The sequence below is a fragment of the Roseomonas chloroacetimidivorans genome (assembly GCF_049629625.1).
GTDB lineage: Bacteria > Pseudomonadota > Alphaproteobacteria > Acetobacterales > Acetobacteraceae > Roseomonas > Roseomonas chloroacetimidivorans.
This window is the reverse complement of record NZ_JBNBZS010000081.1, coordinates 1-22,554: the sequence shown is the minus strand read 5'-3', so window position 1 is coordinate 22,554 and position 22,554 is coordinate 1. Positions and strand designations below refer to the sequence as shown.

The window sequence follows — 22,554 nt, the reverse complement described above, 5'->3', positions numbered from 1 at the left end:
ACTGGGCGCGGATGAACTCACGGGGTGAGCGCATTCGCAAGCCTTTGTGGGGGTGGGCCTCGTTGTAGTCCTCGATCCAGGCCGGGAGTTGCTGGAGGACGGCGGCGGCATCGGGCCTGGGATGGATGCGGGCGTAGTCGCGCTTGAGCGTCTTCACGAAGGCCTCGCTGACGCCGTTGCTCTCGGGGCTGCGGACGGGCGTGAAACAGGCCACGAGGTTCAGCGCGACGGCGAAGTTGCGCGTGTCGTGGGCGGCGTAGGCCGAGCCGTTGTCGGCCAGCCACTGCACGGGGTGGGGCGCCCGGAGGGCGGTAAACCGGCGCTCGACGCAGGCCAGCATGAGATCGCGGATCATCTCGCCGCTGATGCCGCCGGTGGTGGCGACCCAGGCCATGACCTCGCGGTCGTGGGTGTCGATGGCGAACGCCAAGCGGACGACCTCGCCGTTCCAGCAGGAGATTTCCAACCCGTCCGAGGACCAGCGCAGGTTCGATGCTGGAGCGATCACCGCGCCCTCGTGGGCCCGGATTGGCCGCCGGATGCCGTGGCGCTGCAGGAGCAGCCCGCCCCGCAGCATCAGTCGATAGACCCTTTTATGATTGAGGGGCTCGGCTCCCGAGGCCCGGCGGGCGCGGTTCAGCAGGGCAGTGATCCGGCGGTAGCCGTAGGTGGGCCGGGCATCAGTGAGCTGGCGGATGGCCGCCAGCAGTTCGTCGTCGCCCTGGCGCCGGTAGCGGCCCCGGGGCTTCGCGCGGCCGCGCACCTGCTCGACCAGGTTGGAGCGGGCCACGCCCAGGGTGTCGGCCACGAGCTTCACCGGGAACCGCCCGGTGGTGGCGACGGCAACTGCCAGACGGGCTTTTTCCCCCGGGCGGCGCTCAAGGCCTCCCGTAGGATCTCCACCTCCATGGTCTTGCGCCCCAGCAGGCGCTCCAGGTCGCGGATGCGGCCCTCCAGCTCGCGCAGGCGCCCTGCCGCGACCACGTCGTCATCGGCCCGGATCGCGGCCTTGCCGCCCTCGCTCATGCGCCGTCTCCACCCGAACAGCAGGCTCGGCGAGACGCCGTGCAGGCGGGCCACGGCCGAGACCGTCATGCCCGGCTGCATGGTCTCCTCGACCAGCCGGAGCTTCCGCTCGGCACTGTAGCGGCGTCGGCGCTCGCGACCGGTGATGATTTCGACGCGTGTCGGGTCGTTCGGCATAGGCGTATGCCCAGGCTTAAGCCTAGGCCCTCGGGGCTACGCCCGGTGTCCGGTCGAAATGGGGGCCACTCCACCCTCCCGACTCACGCAGCCCTCGGCTGGATAGACACAACGGCTCAACTCGCGCTCTCTCTACGCTGTTTTTCACTAGTGCTTTCTGGTGTGCCCTGAGTCGGTCGACCCTTTTTCCACAGCTCTCTTCATTCAAGTAGGTTCTTAGATTCAAGAATTCAAAGATTCGTCCGCCGATCTGCTAGCGGGAACAAAGACTTGCTGGGCCAACTATGAGGTTATCGGGGTCTCTTGTGAGGAATCCGGGCAGGAGAGGCTGTTGCTATGAGGAAACCGGGGAGAGCTATGAGCTATCCGGGGCAATACTATGAGGTCTTCGGGCGAGGCGACGTGATTTATCCACAGAGCGTGGCCAAGAATGAGGAGTTCGGGGCGCCAATTATGAGATTATCGGGGAGTTCTTCTCATACTTAGCGGCGGTCGGTATCATCGGGCCATGTCTGAAGCACCGATTCTTACATTGGCCCTGACGCCGCGCGGTCAGGAAGCCGTCAAGCCTGCCGAGCTGATCCAGGTGACGGGCCACCATGAGCTTACCTTGAACGCCCGGCGCGCGATCACGGTCCTTTGGCATTACGCGCACATACAGGGTGTGGCGGAGGGCAAGCGGTACACCGTCGAGATTGATGAGCTGAAGCCCGCCGGTCACAAAGGCTATGAGATGGTCGAGGAGGCCATTGAAGCGTTGATGCGGACGCTGCTGGTGGTCAAGCTGCCCAACGGGAAGACGCGGCGTGTCCAGTTCCTCGGCGGCAATGATCTGGACAGTCCCGACCGCCCAGCGGGCGTACTAACGTACAGCTTTGATACCATGCTGATTGAAATCCTGCAGAAGTCGACGATCTGGGGAAAGATCGCGTTGCCAATCATCATGTCATTCAGCTCAAAGTATTCTGTGTCGCTCTATGAGAACGTGGCACAGGTCGCTAACCTGTCCTTCAAGACCCAGATTGAATATAGCCTCGATGATTTCCGGGCCATGCTAGGGGTGCCGCCGGGTAAGTATAAGACGTTCGGTGAGCTAAACCTGCACGTCCTCAAGCCCGCCGTGGCGGAAGTCAATGCGCTGGCCCCGTTCGGCCTGGCTGTCCTGCCGGTGAAGCAGGGCAAGAAGGTCGTGAAGGTGAACGTCGGCTGGTGGCGCAAGTCCGACGAAGAGCTGCAGTCGGCCTATCGGGAAGGGCAGGCGTCCAAGGTCGGGCGGAAGGTGCGGGTCTCCGGCAAGGCGGAGCATGTGCTTTCCCCGATGCCCTCACAGGAGCGCCTCCGGCGCCGTTCCCCGAAAGCCTCACTCTTGCCCGCGAAGTAGGGCAGGAGAGACGGTCCCCGATTATCTCATACTTAGGCGCGCGCGATCGGGCTTTCCCCGTGATGCTCGAACAGCATGTTCAAGGCCTCGGCCAAAAGGGCTGCTTGGGACTTGTCCTGACGGGCCGCCATGATGGCGAGCTGCTTCCGTACCTCTGGCTCGAAGTAGGCGCTGATAGCGACCTTGCCGGCGCGGGAAGGCGGCTGGACAGTCTGCGGCACGGCCTGAACCGGGACAGTGGGCGCGGGCGGCGTCTCTGGGCGCAGCGCCTTCAGGCCGGCGGCGAAGTTCGGTTTCGTACTCATGCAGGCACCCTCTCAAGCTGCTTGGCGGTCCACTTGTGGAGCTTCTTGATCTCGGCCGCCGCCTTGCTGTCCGGCTCGATCTCCTGTGCCGTTTGCCCGGTGATGAAGCAGCGGTTGTAGGCGACACGCTCTCCGATCTTCACCGGGGCGACGGGAAGCCCAAGGTGGTCCCGAATCGTCTTCTCGGCCTCGACGGCGGCCATGGTCGAATGGTGCTGCACCCCATTGAGGACCGCGAAGGCGGGGACTTGGGTAAGCTTCACCAGGTTGATCGTCTTGCTCATGGCTCGAAGGTCCATGATCGATGGCTGGCAGGGGATCAGGACTAGATCCGCAAGGCGGATGGCGTCCATGACTGTGCCTTCCGAATGCGGCGCGGTGTCGAGGATCAAGATGTCCGCCCCGATCTCCTTCATCTGCTGCGCGGTCTTGGCCAAGCGAGAAGGCTGGATGCTCTGGACGTGCGGGAACTCGGCCTGGCGGGCGTCACCCCACTCCGCTGCGGAGGCCTGCGGGTCGAGGTCGAGGAGGACAACGTTCTGCCCGGCCTGCGTGAAGGCCACGGCCAGATGACAGGCGAGGGTGGTCTTGCCGACACCGCCCTTCTGGTTCGTCAGTGCGATAGTGTGCATGTGAACATGCCCCCGTGTGAACCTGTTATGAAGCTCTCATGGGTCTGGCGTCAATTGCCGGATGCGGGTTCCAGCGTTAGCCCTTTTGGGTAGTCCGACACTCCAGGCTTACTTCAGAGAGCAGGCCCTTCATGCGCTTGCCGTCGGCGAACCACACACATTCAATCATGATGCCCCTGCCCATAGAGGGCCGGAGCCGCGTGAGTCCGGTCTGGGGTCTACACCCCAGCAGCACCAAGCCTTGCAGAAAGCCTCTTGAAAGCCGACCCGCGGCTTACCCACAGTTGGCGGGGACAAGCCTGGGAGCGGCCCTGGGGATCGCTTCTCTCCGGCGCCGCCGGATCAGCCGACTGGCTACGCGTCCTCCAGCAGGCCCGGCTCCTGAGCGGCCCCCTTCGGGCCCGTCCGCTTGCGCGGCGGAGCCGGCCGGGCGACCGCCTTTCCGCCGGCGCTGAGCGGCAACTGCAGGAAGCCGCCACTGTTCCGCGGCCTGTCCGAGCCGTCGTCCAGCACCACGGGCCAGAAGCACTCGACCCGCCCGGCCTCGCCGCGCAGCGCCAGGAAGACGATGCGCTTCACAGCCCCATCCGGCGCCGTCTCCACCGCGAAGCGGAACATCAGCCCCTCTGTCCCGTCGCCTCCGAGCGCCAGGGCGAGCTGCTCGGCCTCGCTCTCCTGCTGGCGCAAGGTTCGCTTGGAGGGATCCTCGGCGTCGCCCCGGTAGAAGCGCACCGGCACGCCCTCGATCAGGAAGACGAAGTGGTGGGTCTCGTCGAGTACGCCGAGCCAGGCAAAGCGGCCGCTTTCCGCGGCGCGCGCCAGCTGGTGCTTGGAGAAGGCGTAGGCGCGGCAACCGATCGACCAGGCGTCGTCCCCGGCCCAGTAGTCGGCCGAGGCGATCGCGTCCGCCCTGCCGCGCGCCAGGAGGCGGGCCGCGGCGGTGAGCCGTTCCTCGGTGAGCGAGGGATGCAGATCCCAGGGAAGGCGGCGCGGGGCAGGGGCCTCGTCGGTGGGAGAGTTCTCGTCCGTCATCACGGGATCATAATGGGCAGATGGGGGTGTGCCGGAAGGCCTGACGATCGCCGTCCAGACGAGGGCGCTTCTGCGCCCTGCCGGCCAAAAGAAGGCGGCGCCCGAGGGCACCGCCGAGTTTAGGGAGGAAACGTCCAAGAAAGCAGCAATCCGACAACAGCAGATTGCTGCACTGCACAACGTGGCCCTCCGCTGTTCAGACCGCAAGCGAAGATATCGAGCCGGAACATCACGACGCTCAATCGGGCTGTAAAGAGGCCAAACGGTCGTTTGTTGTTGCCCCTGAATGCTCGGACAGGGTCAGGCTGTTAACGTGGCACGGATGAACTGGCGCGGGGAGCGGCATCCGAGCGCGCTGTGAGGGTGGATTTCGTTGTAGTGGGTGAACCAGGCCGGGAGTGACTGGAGGACGGTCTGGGCGTCCGGGCAGGGCCGGACGCGGGCGTAGTCGCGCTTGAAGGTGCGGACGAAGGCCTCTGCCATACCATTGCTCTGCGGGCTCTGGAGCGGGGTGATTCTGGGGAGCATGCCGAGACTGTTGGCAAACCACCGGGTTTCGCGGGCGACGTAGCAGCTGCCGTTGTCACCGAGCCACTCGATGGCACCCGGCAGGCGGTTGACGAGGCCGAACCTGCGCTCGACGGCCTCGACCATCATGTCCCTGACGTGCTCGGAGGTGATGCCGCCTGTTGCGCCGACATAGGTGATGGCTTCCCGGTCGCAGCAGTCGAGGGTGAACGCGACCCGGACCCGCTCGCCGTTGTCGCAGGCAATCTCGAAGCCGTCCGAGCACCAGCGGGTGTTGCGGGCCTCGACGGCAACGCGCCCGTCATGGCGGCGCTCTAACCCGCCCGCGTGACGGGTCAGGAGGAGGCCGTGGGCCTTCATGATGCGCCAGACGCGTTTGTGGTTCGGAGGTGGTCCCCCCTCTGGCTCAGCCTGCTGGCGCAGCTGCGCATGGATCCTGCGGTAACCATAGGTCGGCAACTCGGCGATCAGCTCCAGGATCCGCCCGAGGAGGTCGTCCTCCGGCATGGGCTGCCTATCTCGGCGCCAGGCTCATCGTTTGGCTTCTTGCAGCCAATCTGAGGGTGTTGACTTAGTGAACGCTCCCACGCGATGATTGGAACGCTCCTGAAAAGGAGATGTGAAGAACCCTGAGAAGCGGTTCTGGTGCTGGTTGTCGCCGGATGGCGGCTGGTTCGGTAGACGTGGCACGCGCCACGAACGCTGTTCGGTCTGCGTGATCCCACGCTGGAGCCGGTTTCTCCTTTTCGAAGGAGTACCGGACGTGAAGTCAGATAAAGTTATTGTTAAGTTTGAGGATGTCGCTGAGCAGGTCCATGGCTCTGTTCGACGCCTCGTGGGCTTCGTACAGGCCAAGGGTCTGTTGCCGCTATTTGACGCGGCAGACCTGGACGCCAACCCACGCTCCGCGAAAATCGGTCCAGTGACGGATGCTATCATCGACAGCATCGTCACAGATCCAGACGTCTTTCCCTTCAAGACCAAAGGCGTATTGGTGGGCGCATCGGACTACGCCCCGCTCGACCGCAAGCGCTACGAGTTGCGCTTCGCCGATCCTCACCTGGAAGGCATCCTCGACGGCGGGCACAACATGCTTGGCATCGGCACCCACATTCTCCTGACAGCCGTGACCGATCCCCGCCTCCGGCGACGCATCCGCCTTTGGGATGATTTCAAGCGGGAGTGGGTCGCACACCGCGAAGCGGTTCAAAATATCCGTGATGAGCTGACCTTCTTTGTGCCGATCGAGGTACTGGTCCCTGCTGACCTCGAGGACGATGCAGTCGTTGAGAAATTCCGGTCCGAACTCCTCGATGTCTGCGCAGCGCGCAATAACAACGTCGAGCTGACATCGGAAACCAAGTTCAACCAAAAGGGATATTACGACGAAATCCAGAAGGCTTTGCGGCCTTCCGTTTCATCTCGCATCGAGTGGAAGACCAACACTCCCGACGCCAACGTCAAGGTTCGCGACATCATCGCGATGGCGTGGATCCCTCTATCGTTGGTCGATCTGCCAGATGGCATAAAGGCTCCGATTCCGCAGAATATCTACCGTAACAAAGGAGAGTGTGCGAAGCTCTTTGGAGAGCTGATGGGCCACCCGGAAGTCTCTGTTCCGGACAATGGCGGGCCTCGCGTCACTCTGCATCATGAAGGTGTTCGCAGCGCAATTCGGATGCTTGGCGACCTCACGGAACTTTACGACACGATCTATGCGACGTTTCCCGATGCCTACAACAAGGCTGGTGGCGCCTTCGGCAAGCTCACCATCGTGCGTGTATGGGATCCTGCGCGGAAATCCGACAAGAGCCGCAAGTGGATGCGGGTCGCGCCGCGCAGCCATTTCACAGAACAACAGGTCGATTATGACTATCCCGATGGGCTGATCATGCCGCTGGTATGGGGGCTGCGTGCCCTCATGAAAGTCCAGGACGGTCAGGTTCGCTGGAAGACAGATCCGAAGATCTTCCTCGCCCAACACTTCGAGGACGTGGCTCGCGGCTACAAGGTCATGCTTTCGGCCTTTGGCTTCGATCCGCAGAAGCTTGGCAAGAACGAAGGCGTCTATCCCTTCGCCGAGGGTGAGTTCGAGAAAGCGATGCTGAAGCAGGTCGCTGCCGCCTGAGGCGGCTGTGGCCTGCCCAACGTGCGGCTGCTTGCTGCCGTCGGCTGAGCATCACCTTCCCGAATGCGCACCTTTGACCTGGGAGCCAAGACCATGACGGACCAACTGCTGCTTAACGTTAACGCCCAGACCGACGGCCTTCTTATCATCGACAACACACGCGAAAATGGGACGTGCCTGGGGTACCTTAAGACCTGGGCGAAGTCTTCAAGCGCCCTTGATCTGGCAACCGGCTACTTCGACATCGGCGCTTTGCTAGCGCTGGATGGCCAGTGGCGGCACCTGAGCAGACTGCGCATTCTCATGGGCGCAGACACCACGCACCGCAGCCGCAAGGCCCTTCTCGATGCGGTCTGCAAGCGAGCTGTTGAGGAACTGGACCTCAGCCTCGAGGCCGACAAAGCTGAGAATCCATTCCTGCGTGGCGTGTTGCCTATCCTGGATGCACTGCGCGCTCGCCGCATCGAGTGCCGGATCTACGACCGAGCGAAGTTCCATGCCAAAGCCTATATCATCCATGCAGAGACGGACGCTGCCGACTCTCGGGCTCTGGTAGGATCGAGCAATTTCACTCGACCAGGACTGACAACGAACATCGAGCTGAATGTCCAGATCCAACCTCCGTCGCACGTCCAGCGCCTGCAGGAATGGTACGAGGCGCATTGGAATGAAGCCTCTGACGTCACCGATCAGATCATCGCCACAGTTGAGCGCCACCTTCAGGAACATACGCCGTTCGACATCTACGCGAAGGCGCTTCAGGAGTTCTTCCGTGGTCATGAGCTGACCGACAACGAATGGGACGAGACCCGCTCGCGTCTGTTTCCGAAGCTCGACCACTACCAGAAGGAGGCGTACTGGGCGTTGCTGAAGATCGCTCGCCAGCATGGCGGCGCCTTCCTCTGCGACGGTGTCGGCCTGGGCAAGACTTTCGTCGGCTTGATGCTCATCGAGCGAATGGTCCTGCACGAAGGCAAGCGGGTTGTCCTCTTCGCGCCGAAGGCAGCGAAGGAAGGGGTGTGGGAACCCCACCTTCGGACCTGGCTGCCGCACATCGGCGGTGGCTCCGACTTCAGCAACCTAGCCGTTTTCAGCCACACCGATCTGGCTCGGCAAGGTGATTTTCCCGAGCGGTTCCGCCGGATCGGCGAACTGGCCGACGTGGTGATTATCGACGAGGCGCACCACTTCCGAAATCCTGGTCGGCGGTTGCTCGATGACACGCGCGAGCCCTCGCGGTATCATCGTCTCTTCGACCTACTGGACAACGAACTTCGCCCCAAGACCACGTTCCTCTTGACCGCGACACCGATCAACAACCGCCTGGCCGATTTCCGTCACATGGCCGAGCTCTTCACCCGGCGCGATGAAGCATTTTTCGCGCGCACTCTCGGCGTGAACAACTTCCGAGCTCACTTCAACAACCTCGAAAGAACGCTGCGCGACAACGTCGGTCATGACGTATCGGATGTCTCCGAGCAGATAGCCGAGGCTCAGCAGCTGCTCTCTGCCGATACCGTGTTTGAAAGCCTCGTGGTTCAGCGTAGCCGCAGCTATGCCCGAGAGAGCCAGATTCGCGAGACCGGCCTTGCGGCGGTTTTCCCTGACCGCAAGCCGCCGCAGGTCGCGGAATACTCGATCCGCGCCACGTACGGACGCCTGCTGGAGATATTCGAAGCCGCCTTCTCCCGCGCAACGCCACTTTTCACGCTGCCGATGTATTACCCGCTGCACTGGTACATTGGCACCGATAAGACCATCGACAGCTTCGAGCAGGGACGCCAGCAGCAGGTCGTCGGCCTGATCCGGACCCAATTCCTGAAGCGCTTCGAAAGCTCCGTCGCGGCCTTCGAGCAATCCTGCGATCGCTTGCTGCAGAAGCTGCTCGCCTTTGTCGAGAAGAACAGCGAGCCTGGTGGCGAGCAGAAGCGCCTGGAGCGTTGGAAGGCGCAGAACTTCATCGTCCTGGACTACGTCACGAAGCGCCGCTCCGCGTATTATCCCGACGATGGCGAGGAACGTGACGATGAGGACATCGTCCCAGAGGAATTGCTCGCTGCGGTCGAGAAGCTTGACCGGACCGAATACAATGTACCGGAGATGATCAACGAGACCTTCCTCGACCTTGCCGAGATCGTCCGGTTCCTGGAAGAAACCCAGAAGTTCCAACCGAAGCACGATGACAAGCTGAAGAAGCTGGTTCGCTTGCTGAAATCCAAGGAGCTTGCCGGGCAGAAGGTTCTGATCTTCACCGAATTCGCCGACACCGCCCGCTACCTGAAGCAGCAGCTTGGCGAGGCGGGCATCGACGGTGTCGGTCAGGTGGACAGCGCAACCAAGGGGATCCGTGCCGACATAATTCGGCGCTTCGCTCCCTACTACAACGGCACCACCTCCGCGGCCCTTACAGCGGCAGGGAAAGACGAAATCCGCATCCTGATCTCCACCGACGTCCTTTCCGAAGGTCTCAACCTTCAGGATGCGTCACGCATGATGAACTACGACATCCACTGGAATCCGGTGCGCCTCATGCAGCGGATCGGCCGCGTCGATCGCCGCATGAATCCGGCCGTCGAGACGCAGCTGGTGGCGGACCACCCCGAGGTCGCGTCCTCCCGCGGGAAGGTAAGCTTTTGGAACTTCCTGCCGCCTGACGAACTGAATGCCCTGCTCAGCCTCTACGCCACCGTCACCCGCAAGACGCTATTGATCTCGAAGACCCTGGGCATCGAGGGGCGGAAGCTACTGACGCCCGAGGATGACTACGAGGCGCTGCGCGACTTCAACCAGGCCTACGAGGGCACCCGCACCGCGGTCGAAGAGATGCACCTGGAATACCAGGCGCTACTCAAGGCCGATCCGACGCTGGAGGCGCGGCTGCGCGAACTTCCGGGCGGGGTCTTCAGCGGGCGTAAGCGCCCGGCAAAGGGCGTGCGCGGCGTGTTCCTCTGCTTCGCCCTGCCGGCGCTCGACAAGGCCCTGGGCGAGTTCAACGAGGCGGCCGGAACCACCCGCTGGTATCTCTACGACCTCGACCGGAAAGCCATCCTGGAGGAGGTCGGCGCGATCGTCGCCAGCATCCGCTCCACACCTAAGACACAGCGGATCTGCACAGAGGACGAGCCAACCCTGCTCGACATCCGCAACAAGGTCGAGCGGCATATCAAGAACACATACCTGAAGCGCATCGACGCCCCGGTTGGGGTGAAGCCCGCACTGCGCTGCTGGATGGAGTTGAACGAGGGCTGATGCGATGACGATCCACCGCGACCAACTTGCCGCCATCCGCAGCTTTCCTTCCCTGGTGAAATACCTGCGGGACGAGATGGGCTGGCCCATCGGGGCGGACAGCTTTGAGGACTTAACCTTCGACTACGCGCCGGAGGAACTCGGGATTGATCCGAAGAACGCGGCGAAGATCGAGGAAATCAAGCGCCTGCGGCCGCTTGCCTCTGGCCAGCCCTGGGGCATTTTCTTCGTCAAGTTTGAGCCGAAGCACCTGCCCGTGGTGGCGCTGCGCCGTATCCTGAGCCAGGTGGTGCTGAAGAAGCGCGCCACGGCCAAGGCCGCGGAGCTTGCTGCCTGGGCGGCCGACGATCTGCTGTTCATTTCCAATTACGGCGAGGGCGATGCGCGGCACATCAGCTTTGCGCATTTCTCGATGGCGGAGGGCGGGACGGACCTGCCGACGCTGAAGGTGCTGGGATGGGACAACCTCGACACGCCATTACACCTGGGCGACGTCGCAGAGCGCCTCAAGCGCGATCTCTCCTGGCCGGGTGACGAAGAGAATGCCAAGGCCTGGCGGCAGTCGTGGCGCGGAGCCTTCGCCCTGCAGCACCGCGAAGTGGTCACGACCTCCCAGGCGCTGTCCGTCCGGCTGGCGGAACTCGCGCGCGCCATTCGGGACCGGATCGGCGCCGCATTGGCGATTGAGACGGAGAATGGCCCGCTCTCGCGCCTCATGAAGGCGTTCCAGGGCACGCTGGTCCACGACTTGGATCGGGAAGGCTTCGCCGACATGTACGCGCAGACCATCGCTTACGGCCTGCTGTCATCACGCATTGCCAACCCGAAATCGCGCACAGCGGACGATTTTGCCGCGCATATGCGGACCAACCCGCTTCTCCGCGAGTTGATGCAGACCTTCCTGCAGGCTGGTGGGCGGCGTGGCAGGATCGGCGGCCCGGAGATTGACTTCGATGAGTTGGGCGTCAGCGAGGTGGTGGGTTTGCTGGACCGCGCGAACATGGAAGCGGTCCTACGCGACTTTGGCGACCGAAATCCGTTGGAGGATCCGGTCATCCACTTCTACGAGCTGTTCCTCAAGGCATACGACGCCAAAAAGCGCATGCAGCGCGGCGTGTTCTACACCCCGCGCCCGGTCGTCTCCTACATCGTCCGTTCGGTAGACGAGCTGCTGCGCACCGAGTTCGGCCTTGCCGACGGTCTCGCCGACACGACTACCTGGGGCGAGATGGCGAAGCGCCACAAGGACCTGAAGATCCCGGACGGCGTCTCACCCGACCAGGACTTTGTCCAGATCCTCGACCCGGCTACCGGTACCGGCACCTTCCTCGTCGAGGTCATTGACCTCATCCACAAGACGCTCGTAGCGAAGTGGAAGGGGCAGCGGCAGGACGAAAAGGCAATCGATGCCTTGTGGAATGCGTATGTGCCGAAACATCTGTTGACGCGGCTGCACGGCTACGAACTGCTTATGGCGCCATACGCCATTGCGCACCTCAAGATCGGCCTGAAGCTCTACGAGACCGGATACCGGTTCGGCAGCAACGAGCGGGCGCGGGTGTACCTGACCAATGCGCTGGAACCGGCGCAGGACTTCTCGGGGCGTTTTGAATTCGTTATTCCGGCCCTCGCTCATGAAGCCGCCGCCGTAAGTGAGATCAAAAGCCGGAATTATTTCACAGTCGTCATTGGTAACCCTCCATACTCGCTATGGTCGCAGAATCTCGCTGAGAACCTCCGAGCAATCATCGACCCGTACCGGCTGGTTGATGGTGAGCCGATTAAAGAAAGAGGCGCACTGCAGTTCGAAAAAATACTCCAGGACGACTACATCAAATTTTTTCGATTGTCTCAGACGCAGATTGATCGGTGTGGCAGCGGTATCCTAGGCCTGATTATCAACCATGCGTTCATTGACAATCCGACCTTGAGAGGGATGCGTAACTCGCTTCTGCGGTCATTCTCGAAAATTTTCTGCGCCAATCTACATGGTAATTCAACCAAGAAGGAAAAGTGTCCCGATGGATCGCCAGATATAAATGTTTTTGATATTCAGCAAGGTGTTGCTATTTTTCATGGTGTAAGTAATTCTCTGAATAGAACTGAAACTCGTGAGTGTATAGATATTTGGGGGACTCGCGATAAAAAATACGAGATACTGAACGGCTCCGACATCAAGTCATTAGAATATCGTAATTTTAGTTCAAAAGCTCCGTTTTTCCTTTTCAAGCGACAAGATGCCGACTTTTCGCTGGAATACGGGCGCGGCTGGGCGGTTGGTGATATTTTTCAGCAGGGAAGTATGGGCATTGTAACCGCTCGCGATCATATATCTATTGCCTTTGACGACGAACCACTGCTCCGTACTGCACGAGAATTTCGAGATTCTTCCCTCCCGGACATTGTCGTATGCGAGAAACTCGGCATTCCAGCGAAGAAGGGATGGGACGTTGCCAAGGCAAGGGCATTGATTCGAGGTGAGCAAGATCTGAATTCACTGCTTGCAGACATTGATTATCGACCATTCGACACGAGAAGGATCTTTTACCATCGTTCTCTCGTTTGGGGCATGTCATGGCCAACAATGAAGCACGTTTTCGGCCAACATAACATTGGCATATCGACGACTAGAAGTGTTGAACATGGTAGTTTTCAGCATGTCTTTTTGAGTAATCGTCTCATTGGGCACCATTTCGTCTCGCTGAAAGAGGTTAATTATTTTTTCCCGCTCTGGCTTTCTCCGGACGATAACAGCCTCGCCTTTCGCCGCGACCGAGTTCCGAATTTAAAGCCCGACTTTTTGAGGGCGTTGGCGCAGATTTTGAGTCGTCGGCAGTCCGGCACTGACAGCTTACCCGTCGGCATAACTCCGGAAGATATCTTTCAGTACGCGTATGCGGTGTTTCATAGCCCCATCTATAGGAGCCGATATGCTGAGTTTCTGAGACTTGATTTCCCGCGCCTGCCGCTGACCCGGAGCATCAACTTATTCAGTTCGCTCGCGCAGCTCGGAGGCAAACTCACCGCCCTACACTTGTTAGAATCGTCAGAGCTTGCACAGTCTACACCCAAGTTAGTAGGTGACCGGAACGCCGAGGTTGAGAAGGTTTCGTGGTCCGAGAACACAGTCTGGATAGATAAAGCCGAGACGACTGGCTTCCAAGGTGTCTCTGAGGCGGTGTGGAATTTCCGTATTGGCGGCTACCAAGTCTGCGAGAAATGGCTGAAGGACAGGAAGCGTCGTATCCTCTCCGCCGGAGACATAGCCCACTACCAGAAGATCGTCGTAGCGATCGCGGAAACGATCCGCCTGATGGGCGAGATCGACGAGGTCATCGAGGAGCATGGCGGCTGGCCCGGCGCCTTCGCCTCCCCGGAGGCCGAGGCCTGATATGAGCGAGCCTATCTGTTCCACTCATCAGCACGGTCGACGGCGTGAGGTCTCACTGCGGGGGGGCTCGACGCATGACCGTCACCATCCAGGTCCTCTTCGATCAATCGCAGCACGAGATCGCCTCGATGCTGCGCCAAGGCATCCCTGGTCGCCGGCTTCAGGACCGTGGCGGGGATCGAGGCCATTGCAGCGCCGCTGCGCGCGCATCCCAGCAAGCTCGCCCACCTCCGGTGATTGTCAAAGAAGATGTCCGGAGCCAGATCAGGCCGCGTCTCTGATTTCGCGGTGGCTGGTGTCGCGCTCGGGGTTGAGGCAGACGTCATCGACCGGCGTCCAGTTTCGGATCTGGCATGACCACCGCGCGGGGTTGGCGGCGCGAGCTTCGGTATAGAGCTGGGAGCGACCGGGCGAGGATCGCGCGGTCCTCGCCGGTGTGTCGGGTGCTAGGCGTGACGAACCGGATCGCGCTGTGGCGGTGCTCAGTGTTGTACCAGGCCACGAAATGGGCGACCCAGCGTTGCGCATCCTCCTTGCTGGCGAACCCCGATTTCGGCCAATCCGGCCTGTCTTTGCAGGTCCGGAACAGGGCTTCGGAGAACGGGTTGTCGTCGCTGACCCGCGGCCGGCTGTAAGAGGCGGTGACGCCGAGCCGCTCAAAGACGCTGGCCTGGGCTGCAGCAGCGCCACTGATTGGTCGCTCCAGTTGCCTCACGCTTAGATTCACACTCTTTCAAACGGTCGTTTGGGGTTGAAAAATTGGGACAGGGAAGGTCCAGTTGGGGGGAGATGACCAATCCAGGGATCCGCTTCGTCGCCTACCTCCGTGTCTCCACCGAGGGGCAGGGCCGCTCCGGCCTCGGGCTCGAGGCCCAGCGCGAGGCCGTCGCCCGCCACGTCGCCGGCGCGGGGGGCGCGATCGCCGCCGAATTCGTCGAGGTGGAAAGTGGGCGGAAGAAGGACCGGCCGCAGCTCGCCGCGGCGCTTGCGGCCTGCCGCACCGGGCGCGCGGCCCTCGTCATCGCCAAGCTTGACCGCCTGGCCCGCAACGTCGCGTTCGTGTCGAACCTCATGGAGAGCGGCGTCGAGTTCGTCGCCGCCGATATGCCTGTGGTGAACCGCCTCACCGTGCACATCCTCGCCGCCGTCGCCGAGGAGGAGACGCGGATGATCTCGGCGCGGACAAGGGCGGCACTCGCCGCCGCCAAGGCGCGTGGGGTCCGGCTCGGCAACCCGCGCGTGCTCGCGCGCGACCCCGCCGTCTCCGCCAAGGGTAACGCGGTGCAGGTCGAGAACGCCCGGCGGCGCGCCGCGGCCGTCCTGCCCACCATCGAGCGCGCCCGCCGCGCGGGTGCGGTTACGCTCGCGGAGGTCGCGGAGGCCCTCATGGCACGTGGTGTGCCGGCGCCGCGTGGCGGGCAACGCTGGTCGCCCGCCCAGGTCAGGCGCGCTCTGCTCGCAGCGGCTGCGCCGAAAGAGATTTCGGCATCAGCTCCTCCTGAGGCGGCATGAGCAGCGATCCCCCGCTGCCTTCATGATCGAAGCGGGACTAGTGCAGCCGTCACCTATCCGGCTGACGGCCTCAGATGCTGTAAAACCTGATCGAAGGCGGGCTTGGTGTCGAGGAGGGTGTCGAGAGCAGTCTCGAACGGTCCGAGGGCCGCACCCGGGTCTTCATCGCGCAACGCAGCTGCCAAGGCTGCGGCGTCGATCTTGAACGGGAGAAAAAGGGCGGGCTCCTTACTCGCCGTGATCACGATGAAGGATGGATGAGTGACGATCTCCCTAATGCGCGGGATGGCCTGCTTCCATCGAGGGACCTTAACGAAGTCCGGCCTGCTGAACCGAAGTCCGATCTGACCCGCGGCCACCCTGCACAGGCGCGTGAGGTAGAACCAGTCCTCTCCAGCCTGACCCCAACCGGTGTCGCCGTCGCCGAGACTCAGCTCGAATTTCCCGTCGAACTTGCTGTTCTCGACGGCGGTGTCTGCCGTGCGCCAATCTGGAGGAGCAACCCACTTTGCCCAATCGTCCCAGCCGTCATCTTCAGGATAGTCGAAGTCACTGACCCAACCATGCCCTTCCGCCCACTCCTTGGCCCTCTGTCCCATTGCGGTGAAGATCGCCGTTTCTATGCCACTAATCCTGATCGCCGCCTGATCGAGATCAGCTAGGTGCTCGACGATGAGACCATCCAATTCGGGTGACGACATGGCCTAACTCCTCAGAAGAAAGCTCGAACGTGACGCGCGAACTGCGCCGCGAGCGCACCGCCTATGCCCTCTCGCGGCAGGGCTGACAGAACCCGCGCAACCTCGCGCCAAGTGATGATCGCCACATCCGGCGGAGGATCCCGAGGGGCTCGCGGGCCGAGGTAGATCACGCGCCCATACTTGCGTCCGAGTGCCCGAGCCTTTTGCTGCGCAAGGACCGCGTAGCGAGCCAGCTGATTGGGTCCCTCGGGGGCGTCTATCTTCACCTCGATGAAGAGGGCGAAATCCGGCCCATCGATCGCGATGTCCACCCGATCGGTCTCGCTGCCAAGGGGCCACTCCTCCGTCAGCACTGAAACGCGCGAGAAATCTCGGCCAAGATAGGGCCAGTCCGGCGCTATCCTGGCGACCTCGTCGAGGAGAGCTCGCATGACCGCTGAGCCGAATCCGTGCGAACCATGCGGCTTGAGGAACCACGCAAGCACCGCCGCATTCCGCAGTTCATCTCGCTTCAGGCCGGCGACGGACCAGACATTGAGGGACGCCCGGAGCGGTGGGGCTTGGCGGAGAGGTCCGGTGAGGGTCGAGATGACGTGCTGGAGGCGCGCAGGATCGAGCGATGACCGTGCCGGTTGTACCGAAGCCACGGCGACGACGGCCCGCGGGGCTTGGAGGAGTGGGCCGGCGCGCTCAAAGAAGCGCAGCAGGCCCGACGTCCCGGACGATCCCTGATGCCGAAGCTCCGCCGAGCGAATGAGGAAGCGACGGAGCCCCTCGGCCGCCGCAGCGGAACCCAGTTGGGCACCGCTCACGCTACTGCCATCCCCGCCACGCGTTCGGACGTATCCGGTTCCTTGGCATCCCCCCGCGGCACCCGTCGGTGGTGCGCTGCAATCCCCCGCGCCCAGTTCGCGAGTTCGCGCCGTAGGTCATCCGGCTCCAGCACCTCGACGTGCTCGCCCCAGGTCGCAAGGTGGTGAATCATCTCGCGTCGTCCACATGCGGTGAAGCGCACAATGAGCCGCCCATCCGGCAGGTCCTCCGTCGTCTGCGTGCCATGGAAGCGCCAAGCACGCGTGTCGTCTGCGACGTCAGCCGAGAAGCGCAGCACCACCTCGTCCGAATCACCCTGGAACACCCCGAAGGACTGCTCCGCCCAGGTTGCGAGGTCGAAGGTGGGATCGCGGACGAAGACCTCTGTCCGGACTGCGACGGCGCGCACGCGGTCGAGCCGAAAGAGGGTCGGGTCGCCCGGCGTGCCCACGACCGAACCGACCAGGTAGGGCAGGGAACCATGCAACACGCCAAGCGGCCATAGCCGGCGAACGACGGGCTCCGCCCCGCGTCGCGCGTAAGTGACGTCGAGCTCGCGGCAGGAGAGGACCGCTTCCCGGATCGTGGCGAGCAGGCCGTGGGCGAGCACCGGTCGCGGACCTGGCCGGGCCGCCGTGCCCTCCGCTTCCATCAGCGCCTCGACGTCGGGCGTGACCCGTCGGAGGGCGCCCGCGCGCATCGCAGCGCGCACGCGCACCGCGAGGCCCTCAAGCGCTGCAGCGCGCTCGGGCGGGGCTCCCTCGCGCCGCAGCCGTCCGGCCGCGGCGTCCAATTCAGTGAGCTCGACGTGAGTGGGCGCAAGCAAGGGGGAGAGGTGGCCATGGGGAAGGCACCAGCGAAGCGACCGTCCGTCGCCCGGGACTGACTGGATCGCCGGGAAGGCCGCCTTCAGGACGGCGAGCAGCCGCTCGGCAGTGCGACGCGAGACCCCGACCCTGTTGGCAATGTCGGAGAGGGAGAGGCCCTCCCGCGATCCCGCCATGTCCATCGCGAGGCGGAGGAGCTCGCCCAGCCGGGCCTGACGCGACGGCAGCGAGATGTCCTGCATGGTCCACTCATCATGGCGCACCCTCCGCGACCGCGTCGAGGGGCCGGAGGCGTCAGGGCGCATCCGGGCCGCCGGCCGCTGCCTGCCAGCCGCGCGCGAGGCGGAGGGCATCCGGGCCAGCCCGGTGCGGCGCCGGCGCCGCGGCGAGGGCTGCGTCGTAGCGCGCCGCCGCCTCCGGCCCGAGCCGGCGGAGGAGGCCGGCCAGGTCGAGGACGTACACGTCCGGCGCCGCCTCCGGCATCGCCTCGAACAGGCGCTGGAGGAGGGCGCCGTCGAAGTCGGCGGCGTCGCTCACGACGGTACAGCCCTCGATGAGCCGGGCAACCGCGCGGGCGACGTCCGGTGCCGGCGCGCCTCTCCGCCGGAGGTGGTCGAGCGCGATGCCGTGCACCTCCTCCGCGAGCGGGTCCCAGTCCGCCTTGTCCCAGTCAGGTTCGGGACGGATGAGAAAGGCGGTGACCCGGAACCGCGTCTCCGGGCCGGGCCCGTCGCACCAGGCGAGGCCGACCTCGATGGGCCAGCCCCAGAAAGAGGAGGCCTCAAAATCGAGGAAGACGGTCGCTCCTAGGGGCGGGGTGTCCGCGGACGCAATAGTCACTGCGCGGTCCCCTCGCCGGGGCTCGGGCCGAACCAGTCGTCGCGGAACCAGTCGGGGGCGTCCGCAAAGGCAGCATGCAGATCGCGGGCAAGCGCCGGGTCGGCGCGGCAGGCGGCGCGGAGGTGGCTCCGCGCGATTCCCTCGATGACACCTTCCTCTTCGTCCAGCTCCTCATCATCGTCCGCCAACGCCACCGGGAAGGCGCTCGCGGACCAGGACCATTGACCGTATCGGCCACCCAGGGAAGTCAGCATCCAGCAGCCCTTCCTACCCTGCGTTAGGCCGGCGACGGTGAGGGGAGCGATCTCGAGCGAGCAGGGGACGCCCGCGACGAGGGCGTTGCGGCGGAGAAGGGTGCCCGCCGCGGTCGCTTTGACGACTGAGGTAGAGACCGCGATCCGGTGCAGACCCATCGACGCCAGCCCGCGCGCAGCCATGAACTCGATCAGTGCCGCGCGGGCGAGCGGGGTGGGAGGGGCGTTTCGCGGCCCGGAGGCCTCGTCCACCGTGTCGCACGCCGGGTCGGTCCGGACGACGAGGAGGAGCCCGTCCTCCGCATCGGCGATGCGCCAGAACTCGGCGTCGCCGGCCCGAAGATCGCGGCGGTAGCGGTCACCGCGATCGAGGTCGGCGAGGCAGTTGCCCGCCTCGCGACCGAGGGCAGCGAGCGCGGCTTCCGAGGTGATCCGCGATGCGCTCGCCCCGGTTCGGGGGAGGGTGATGCGCAAGCGCTTGGCGCGGGGCTTCCGGAGCGCGTTGGCGCGGATCGCGGAGTGGCGGTGGTGCTGGAAGGTGGCGCAGGCGGCGATGAGGCCGGGGAAGTCGAGCCGGCCGCTCTCAGCCGCGCGGAGCGCCTTGCGGGCGGCCTCGGCCGCGCCCTCGCCGTGGTGGCGGTCTGGATCCCCCATCCAGGCGAGGGCACGGTCCACGCGGTCGAGGGTCCGTGCCGCCTCGGGGGAGAGGCGCAGGTGCCTGTGGCGCGTCAGGCGGGTGCGGGACGGGGAGGCCGCGAGCCAGCGCGCCGTTGCTCCGGCGACGCGCTCGCGGAGCAGGGGCGGCAGGTCAGGGTCGAGGCGACGGAGGACGGTGGCGCGGAGGCGTTCGGCGATGTCGGGGGTCACGTTGCGGCTCACGGAGGTGTCTCCCTGGTGATGGAGACGGCTTACCGCCCTACCCCGTCAGAAACGGGCGGAGTTGAGCTCCGGAACACGGTCAGAAGTCGTCCTTTCAGATTGTGAAATCGGAGTGCGAGAGACAGAATCAGGGGCGCATGACCGACCGACTCGCCCCCCAAGGGCCGCGCTTCGTGGCCTACTACCGCGTCTCCACCGACAAGCAGGGCCGCTCCGGCCTTGGGCTGGAGGCCCAGCGCGAAGCCGTCGCCCGGCATGCCGCCAGGTGCGGCGGATCCGTGGTCGCGGCCTTCGAGGAGGTTGAGAGCGGGAGGAAGGGGGACCGCCCTCAACTCGCCCTCGCACTCACCGAATGCCGCCTCCGGCGCACCGTGCTGCTCATCGCGAAGCTCGACCGTCTCGCGCGCGATGCGCACTTCCTGTTGGGCTTGGAGAAGGCCGGTGTCGAGTTCGTCGCTGCCGACATGCCTCATGCCAACCGCTTGACGATCGGGGTAATGGCGCTGGTAGCGGAGGAGGAGGCGCGGGCGACATCCGCGCGAACGAAGGCTGCGCTCGCGGCGGCAAAAGCGAGGGGCGTCCTGCTCGGCAACCCACGGCTCCGGCCGGGGGACACGGCGACCGCGGCCGACGCCCGCGCATTGTGGTCGGGGCAGGCCGCCCGGCGTGCGGCGGAGGTGCTGCCCTACCTTGAGGCGGCGCGGCGAGCCGGGGCGACGACGCTCCAGCAGCTCGCGGACGCACTCACCGCCCGCGGCGTGAGGACTCCCAGGGGTGGAGAGGGCTGGCGTCCGTGGCAGGTTCGACGCGTGCTGGACCGCTGGACAGCCGATTGACGGGCTGCTCCGAGCCGCTGGTCTTAGTTGGGCGCCACAGTTACGTCGTTCGACCAATGCGTCGTTGCCGCGAAGCGCGCGCCATCCTCCTGGTCGTTGGCACCAGGCATCGCGAAGGTCGAGAGAATGACGTCCCGCTCGGCCTCCCGAAGTTCCCGCGCGAGGACGTCGTAGCCGCCGGTACCGGGAGCGATCTCCCCCATGAGAGCCGCCATTTCGGCTTCACTCGCCGGTGCGCGGCCCATCTTCCGCAGGACCAGCGGCGACACTGCCGGCTGGCGAAAGAAGGAAAGACGAGCCTGCGTCAGCACGACGCCGCGGAGAGTAGTCTCACCTTTCGCGAGCTTCGTCAGCGTCGCAACGCGCAGCATTCCATCCCACATCGTCAGCAGATGGATCAGGCCGGTGTTCTCCGACGAAAACATCTCGCCCCGCTGGCTGAAGTCCACGAGGCGGCCGGCGTCGTCGCGGTAGCGCTGATGCTCAGCGAAGACCATGCACTTCGCTTCGGCTGACCAGGATAATTCGAAGAGGGACCGGACGATCCGGCGCGACCGATCATAGGACCACCGGTGGCCCTCATAGAAGCCGACGTAGTGTGCCGTGGTCCTGCTGCAGTAGGCGCCGTGCGCTTCGTCAGCGAACTCCGCTACGTCAAAGGTGCTCCGGCCCACGTCTTTCAGCCCTACGGCCTCACAGATGTGGTGGACGGTCCGTGGCCTCGTTGGCTTGCCTGAGAGGACGTTGCGGATTGTCCGCTCATCATATCCGGCTTTCAAGGCGAGCTGGGCCTGGGTCATTCCCTGCTGCCGCATGAAGCGGCCGATCTTCTCGCCGAGATTGCGGCGCTCGGCCTCAGTACCCTCGGAGCTGCTGCCGGGCATGGGAATCTCCCGCCTTCCGGAATCGAAACGGATGTAACTTTCCACCAATTTTCCGGTTCTGCCACCCACAATCGTTCTGGGAGGGTTTCAAGGAGATCGCTTGCGGAAGCGGCACGCCAAGATGCTTCCCTCCTGCCAGCCATCTTCTGGCTGATGAGGGGATTTGCCGCTCGGAGACGTGCTTCAAGATGGATGTCCGACGGGGCGCCCCGCCAAGGCCCCTGGGACGGACGGAACCTCTGAAGTGGAGTTCTGAGATGTCCCCTCGCATTCGCACCACCCTCGCCACCGCCGCCCTGGGCGGCTTTCTCGCCCTCGGCTCCGGCGCCTCTCCCGCTGCCGCCCAGCAGCAGATCGGCTTCCACCCCATGCATGGCCCGATCTGTAGCGGCCCGCTCGGCCCGGGTCCCTGCGCGGACGTCATTCGCTGGATGCAGGCGAACGGCATGGGCAACGGCGGCTTCGGTATGCCCGGCCCCGTCGGGCAAGGCCCTGGCGGCGGGCCCGGCGTGCCTGCCGGGACCAACCTGCCCGGCGCCGGCCTCCTGCCGCAGGACGGTCAGATCGTCGCGGCCATCGGCCAGCGCTGCGGCTACGAGCCGCGCTGCATGGCGGTCTCGTGGGGCGCGGTCGAGGTCCAGCGGTGCCGTAACGGCTTCGGCGTGGAGGGGGGCTGCTTTGGTCCGAACGGGGAAATCATGCGGGTGATCAACCGCGTCGTCCCGCAACACCTACAGCCGAACGTGATCGTGCGGAACGTCGAGAACGACGTCCGGCACGGCCCGGGGCGCAACAACGACCTCGTCGGCTGCAACGGCGCGATTCCCCGGCTCTTCGGCTCGCGGTGCTGACCTATCTGCGGACCTGGTGAGGGTCCGCGAGGAGGGTAAGCGTCAGCCTTGCGACGCGGGTTGACGGCTTGGCCTGAAGTTCCAGGGCAGCAGCTCGTCGATGCGGTTGACGGGGTGGCCGCTCGCGAGGCGGTCGAGCACGGTGGTGATGTAGGCTTCTGGATCCAAGCCGTTTAGCTTCGCGGTCTCCGCGATGGTGTATATGATCGCAGCCCGCTGCCCGCCGGCGTCGCTACCGACAAATAGAAAATTCTTCCGCGTGACAGCGATCCCTCTCAGCTGCCGCTCGGCAAAATTGTTGTCGATTG

General features: G+C 64.1%; 19 protein-coding genes and 2 pseudogenes. 8 read left to right on the top strand and 13 right to left on the bottom strand.

Going from position 1 to position 22,554, the window contains the following annotated elements; genetic code table 11:
- Positions 1 to 1,203, bottom strand: a protein-coding gene (locus tag ACO1BU_RS30150) for an IS3 family transposase (protein WP_424139660.1) whose coding sequence is annotated in 2 segments (ribosomal slippage) — positions 1 to 855 and positions 855 to 1,203 — 1,204 coding nt annotated over the 2 segments. Because the reading frame shifts where the segments join, the coding sequence is not laid out codon by codon here. This gene is flagged as partial in the annotation.
- Between the two features lie 508 nt (positions 1,204 to 1,711).
- On the opposite strand from ACO1BU_RS30150, the gene ACO1BU_RS30145 reads away from it, so the two are divergent.
- Entirely contained in the window at positions 1,712 to 2,584 is an 873-nt protein-coding gene (locus ACO1BU_RS30145; protein WP_424139659.1) for a replication initiation protein, read from the top strand.
- Between the two features lie 32 nt (positions 2,585 to 2,616).
- Here ACO1BU_RS30145 and ACO1BU_RS30140 read toward each other — a convergent pair whose 3' ends face one another.
- The 4 genes and pseudogenes from ACO1BU_RS30140 to ACO1BU_RS30125 all read right to left on the bottom strand — a co-directional run.
- Positions 2,617 to 2,889 (bottom strand): ribbon-helix-helix domain-containing protein, encoded by a 273-nt coding sequence (locus ACO1BU_RS30140; RefSeq protein WP_424139658.1) that lies wholly within the window; start codon positions 2,887 to 2,889, stop codon positions 2,617 to 2,619.
- Positions 2,886 to 3,521 carry a ParA family partition ATPase gene (parA, locus tag ACO1BU_RS30135; protein WP_424139657.1) on the bottom strand — a complete coding sequence of 212 codons (636 nt, stop codon included), beginning with the start codon at positions 3,519 to 3,521 and terminating at the stop codon, positions 2,886 to 2,888. The genes ACO1BU_RS30140 and parA overlap by 4 nt, the downstream gene beginning before the upstream one ends.
- A gap of 354 nt (positions 3,522 to 3,875) precedes the next feature.
- A complete protein-coding gene (locus ACO1BU_RS30130) occupies positions 3,876 to 4,553 on the bottom strand; it encodes a hypothetical protein (protein ID WP_424139656.1) in 678 nt (225 codons plus the stop codon).
- A 300-nt stretch (positions 4,554 to 4,853) separates the two neighbouring features.
- Positions 4,854 to 5,603, bottom strand: a pseudogene (locus tag ACO1BU_RS30125) (IS3 family transposase); the annotation flags it as partial.
- Between the two features lie 97 nt (positions 5,604 to 5,700).
- Here ACO1BU_RS30125 and ACO1BU_RS30120 point away from each other — a divergent pair.
- From ACO1BU_RS30120 to ACO1BU_RS30105, 4 genes are all read left to right on the top strand, one after another.
- Complete coding sequence (locus tag ACO1BU_RS30120; RefSeq protein ID WP_424139655.1) at positions 5,701 to 7,209, top strand: hypothetical protein; 1,509 nt, start codon at positions 5,701 to 5,703, stop codon at positions 7,207 to 7,209.
- 63 nt (positions 7,210 to 7,272) lie between these two features.
- A complete protein-coding gene (locus ACO1BU_RS30115; protein ID WP_424139654.1) occupies positions 7,273 to 10,458 on the top strand; it encodes a helicase-related protein in 3,186 nt (1,061 codons plus the stop codon).
- A 4-nt stretch (positions 10,459 to 10,462) separates the two neighbouring features.
- Positions 10,463 to 13,849, top strand: a complete 3,387-nt coding sequence (locus tag ACO1BU_RS30110) for a type ISP restriction/modification enzyme (RefSeq protein ID WP_424139653.1) — start codon at positions 10,463 to 10,465, stop codon at positions 13,847 to 13,849.
- A gap of 74 nt (positions 13,850 to 13,923) precedes the next feature.
- On the top strand, positions 13,924 to 14,130 hold the full coding sequence (locus tag ACO1BU_RS30105) for a hypothetical protein (protein ID WP_424139661.1): 207 nt from the start codon (positions 13,924 to 13,926) through the stop codon (positions 14,128 to 14,130).
- On the opposite strand, the pseudogene ACO1BU_RS30100 reads toward ACO1BU_RS30105, so the two are convergent.
- A pseudogene (locus tag ACO1BU_RS30100) lies at positions 14,114 to 14,501 on the bottom strand (integrase core domain-containing protein); the annotation flags it as partial. The gene ACO1BU_RS30105 and the pseudogene ACO1BU_RS30100 overlap by 17 nt on opposite strands.
- A 137-nt stretch (positions 14,502 to 14,638) precedes the next feature.
- Here ACO1BU_RS30100 and ACO1BU_RS30095 point away from each other — a divergent pair.
- Positions 14,639 to 15,361: a recombinase family protein gene (locus ACO1BU_RS30095; protein ID WP_424139652.1), complete on the top strand. Its 723-nt coding sequence runs from the start codon at positions 14,639 to 14,641 to the stop codon at positions 15,359 to 15,361.
- 53 nt (positions 15,362 to 15,414) lie between these two features.
- Here the strand turns inward: ACO1BU_RS30095 and ACO1BU_RS30090 are convergent, their stop codons facing one another.
- Genes ACO1BU_RS30090 through ACO1BU_RS30070 form a run of 5 tightly spaced genes read right to left on the bottom strand, consistent with a single transcriptional unit; the run spans position 15,415 to position 19,675 of the window.
- Positions 15,415 to 16,062: a hypothetical protein gene (locus ACO1BU_RS30090; RefSeq protein WP_424139651.1), complete on the bottom strand. Its 648-nt coding sequence runs from the start codon at positions 16,060 to 16,062 to the stop codon at positions 15,415 to 15,417.
- A gap of 11 nt (positions 16,063 to 16,073) precedes the next feature.
- Positions 16,074 to 16,874, bottom strand: a complete 801-nt coding sequence (locus ACO1BU_RS30085) for a PD-(D/E)XK nuclease family protein (RefSeq protein WP_424139650.1) — start codon at positions 16,872 to 16,874, stop codon at positions 16,074 to 16,076.
- The gene (locus tag ACO1BU_RS30080; RefSeq protein WP_424139649.1) at positions 16,871 to 17,944 is read right to left on the bottom strand and encodes a helix-turn-helix transcriptional regulator; all 1,074 of its coding nucleotides are present in this window, start codon (positions 17,942 to 17,944) and stop codon (positions 16,871 to 16,873) included. Before ACO1BU_RS30080 ends, ACO1BU_RS30085 begins: the two co-directional genes overlap by 4 nt.
- Before the next feature lie 52 nt (positions 17,945 to 17,996).
- Entirely contained in the window at positions 17,997 to 18,542 is a 546-nt protein-coding gene (locus tag ACO1BU_RS30075) for a 3'-5' exonuclease (protein ID WP_424139648.1), read from the bottom strand.
- Positions 18,539 to 19,675: a hypothetical protein gene (locus tag ACO1BU_RS30070; RefSeq protein ID WP_424139647.1), complete on the bottom strand. Its 1,137-nt coding sequence runs from the start codon at positions 19,673 to 19,675 to the stop codon at positions 18,539 to 18,541. Before ACO1BU_RS30070 ends, ACO1BU_RS30075 begins: the two co-directional genes overlap by 4 nt.
- Before the next feature lie 137 nt (positions 19,676 to 19,812).
- On the opposite strand from ACO1BU_RS30070, the gene ACO1BU_RS30065 reads away from it, so the two are divergent.
- Positions 19,813 to 20,511 carry a recombinase family protein gene (locus ACO1BU_RS30065; protein WP_424139646.1) on the top strand — a complete coding sequence of 233 codons (699 nt, stop codon included), beginning with the start codon at positions 19,813 to 19,815 and terminating at the stop codon, positions 20,509 to 20,511.
- 23 nt (positions 20,512 to 20,534) lie between these two features.
- Here ACO1BU_RS30065 and ACO1BU_RS30060 read toward each other — a convergent pair whose 3' ends face one another.
- The gene (locus ACO1BU_RS30060) at positions 20,535 to 21,395 is read right to left on the bottom strand and encodes a helix-turn-helix transcriptional regulator (RefSeq protein ID WP_424139645.1); all 861 of its coding nucleotides are present in this window, start codon (positions 21,393 to 21,395) and stop codon (positions 20,535 to 20,537) included.
- Between the two features lie 257 nt (positions 21,396 to 21,652).
- On the opposite strand from ACO1BU_RS30060, the gene ACO1BU_RS30055 reads away from it, so the two are divergent.
- Positions 21,653 to 22,246 carry a hypothetical protein gene (locus ACO1BU_RS30055; RefSeq protein ID WP_424139644.1) on the top strand — a complete coding sequence of 198 codons (594 nt, stop codon included), beginning with the start codon at positions 21,653 to 21,655 and terminating at the stop codon, positions 22,244 to 22,246.
- Between the two features lie 42 nt (positions 22,247 to 22,288).
- Here ACO1BU_RS30055 and ACO1BU_RS30050 read toward each other — a convergent pair.
- Positions 22,289 to 22,554: transposase domain-containing protein (locus ACO1BU_RS30050; RefSeq protein WP_424139643.1), on the bottom strand; the 266-nt coding region annotated here is incomplete at its 5' end.